Source organism: Falsiroseomonas tokyonensis, assembly GCF_019024325.1.
GTDB classification, from domain to species: domain Bacteria; phylum Pseudomonadota; class Alphaproteobacteria; order Acetobacterales; family Acetobacteraceae; genus Falsiroseomonas; species Falsiroseomonas tokyonensis.
On record NZ_JAFNJS010000038.1, the window covers coordinates 1 to 2,312 of the forward strand.

At 69.9% G+C, this 2,312-nt stretch carries 2 protein-coding genes; both read left to right on the forward strand.

Features of this window, described 5'->3' with window-relative positions; genetic code table 11:
* The coding region (locus J3S20_RS29795) for a heavy metal translocating P-type ATPase (RefSeq protein WP_216840559.1) at window positions 1-1,799 on the forward strand (1,799 nt) is incomplete at its 5' end.
* Between the two features lie 13 nt (window positions 1,800-1,812).
* A partial coding sequence (locus J3S20_RS29800) for a cation diffusion facilitator family transporter (protein ID WP_216840560.1) occupies window positions 1,813-2,312 on the forward strand: 500 nt, incomplete at its 3' end.

Sequence of the window (2,312 nt, forward strand, 5' to 3'; positions counted from 1 at the left end):
TGTCGCTCGCCCTGCCGGAGCACCTGACCTACCCGCTGTTCCTGGCCGCGACCTTGATCGCCCTGGTGCCCTTTGGCCGCCGCGCCTTGGCCCTCGCCCGGGCCGGAACGCCCTTCTCTATTGAAACCTTGATGGTAACGGCCGCCGCCGGCGCCACGCTCATCGGCGCGGCGGAGGAGGCCGCCGTTGTCGTGCTGCTCTTCGCGGTCGGAGAGTTGCTGGAGAATGTCGCCGCAGGCCGCGCCCGCGCCGGGATTCGTGCCCTGGCTGACCTCATGCCGCGCGTGGCGCTGCGCCTTCGGGCGGATGGCAGCACTGAGCAATTGCCCGCCGACAGGCTGGCGATCGGCGACTTGGTGCTCATCCGGCCAGGCGACCGGGTGCCCTGCGACGGCACCATCGAGGACGGCACCTCGGCCCTGGATGAGAGCCCTGTGACCGGGGAAAGCATTCCGGTTTCACGCGGACCGGGCGAGGCGGTGGTCGCCGGGTCGATCAACGCCGACGGCGCGCTGCGGGTCCGTGTGACGCGCGCCGCGTCGGACAACACCATCGCCCGCATCATCCGCATGGTGGAAGAGGCAACCGCCTCCCGCGCGCCGACCCAGCGCTTCATCGAGCGGTTCTCCGAGTGGTGGACGCCGGGCGCGATGGTCGTCTCGGCCCTGGTGATCCTGTTGCCGCCCTTCCTGTTCGGCTGGGATTGGGGCACCAGCTTGTACCGCGGCCTGGCCGTCCTGCTGATCGCCTGCCCCTGCGCCCTGGTGATCTCGGTGCCAGCCGCCATGGCGTCCGGCCTCTCGGCCGGCGCCCGGCGGGGGCTGCTGGTGAAGGGCGGCGCTGCGCTGGAGGCCATAGGCGCCGCGGGCACCGTCGCCTTCGACAAGACCGGCACCCTGACAGAGGGCCGTCCGCGCGTGACGGATGTCGTCCCCGCACACGGACAGGCCGAACACCAGGTGCTGGAACTGGCGGCGGCGGTGGAACAGGGATCAGCGCATCCGCTGGCGAAGGCGATCCTAGCCGAAGCCGCGTCGCGCGAGTTGGTCCTGCCGGATGCGAGCAACCTTGCCGCCATCCCCGGCAAGGCAGTCACGGCCATGATCGGCGGTCGCCTGGTTGGCGTCGGCAGCCCCCGCCATGCGCGGGAGGCGGGCGCACAGCTGGGCGTGCTCGATGCTGCACTGACGCGGCTGGAAACCGAAGGCAAGACGGTGGCCGTGGTGCTGGCGGACCGCGATGCGCTCGGCCTGATCGCACTGCGTGACGAACCGCGTGGCGATGCGCGGGAGGGCATTGCAGCGTTGTCCGCGCTCGGCCTCCGGCCCGTAATGCTGACTGGCGACAACCGCCGCACCGGCGAGGCCATCGCCGTTTCGCTGGGTCTCGACGTGAAGGCGGAGCTGCTGCCGGACGACAAGCTGCGCGAGATCGGTCGCCTGATGGAGGGCGGCCCGGTCGTGATGGTTGGCGATGGCATCAACGACGCGCCAGCGCTGGCGGCTGCCTCGGTCGGCGTGGCGATGGGCGGCGGCACCGACGTTGCTCTGGAGACGGCGGATGCCGCGGTGCTGAAGGATAGCGTGACTGGCGTGGCGGAACTGGTCTCCCTGTCGCGGGCGACCATGGCGAACGTGAAGCAGAACGTCGCCGTGGCGGTCGGGCTGAAGGGCGTGTTCCTAGTCACGACGCTGATCGGCGTGACGGGCCTCTGGCCTGCAATCCTGGCCGATACCGGAGCCACAGTGCTTGTCACCCTAAACGCCCTGCGCCTGCTGCGCTGGCGGCCCCAGGCTTAAATGGGGCGGCCCGATGTCTGACGAGCACCAAAACCATGCCGGGCACGCGCACGGCGCGCGGGTGACGGAAGGTAGCGAGCGGCGGATCCGCACCGTCCTCATCATGACGGCCGGCTACGCTGCGGCGCAGGCTGTCGGCGGCTGGCTCTCGGGATCCTTGGCGCTGATCGCCGACTCTGGTCACATGGTGTCGGATGCTGCGGCGCTGCTGCTGGCGCTCATTGCCTATCGCGTGGCTGCAAGATCGCCGGATGCGGTGCGGACCTATGGCTTCCACCGGGTGCGGGTCCTGGCCGCCTTGGCCAACGGCGCTTCCCTGCTGCTACTGGTCGCCTGGATTGCCTGGGAGGCTGTTTTGCGGCTGCGCGAGCCATCGGAGGTGCTGGCCGGACCCATGCTGGTGGTCGCGGCCATTGGCCTTGCCATCAATATCATCGGTGCCCTGATCCTGCGCCGCGGTGACCAGGGTGACAGCAACCTGCGCGGTGCGATGCTGCATGTACTGGGCGACCT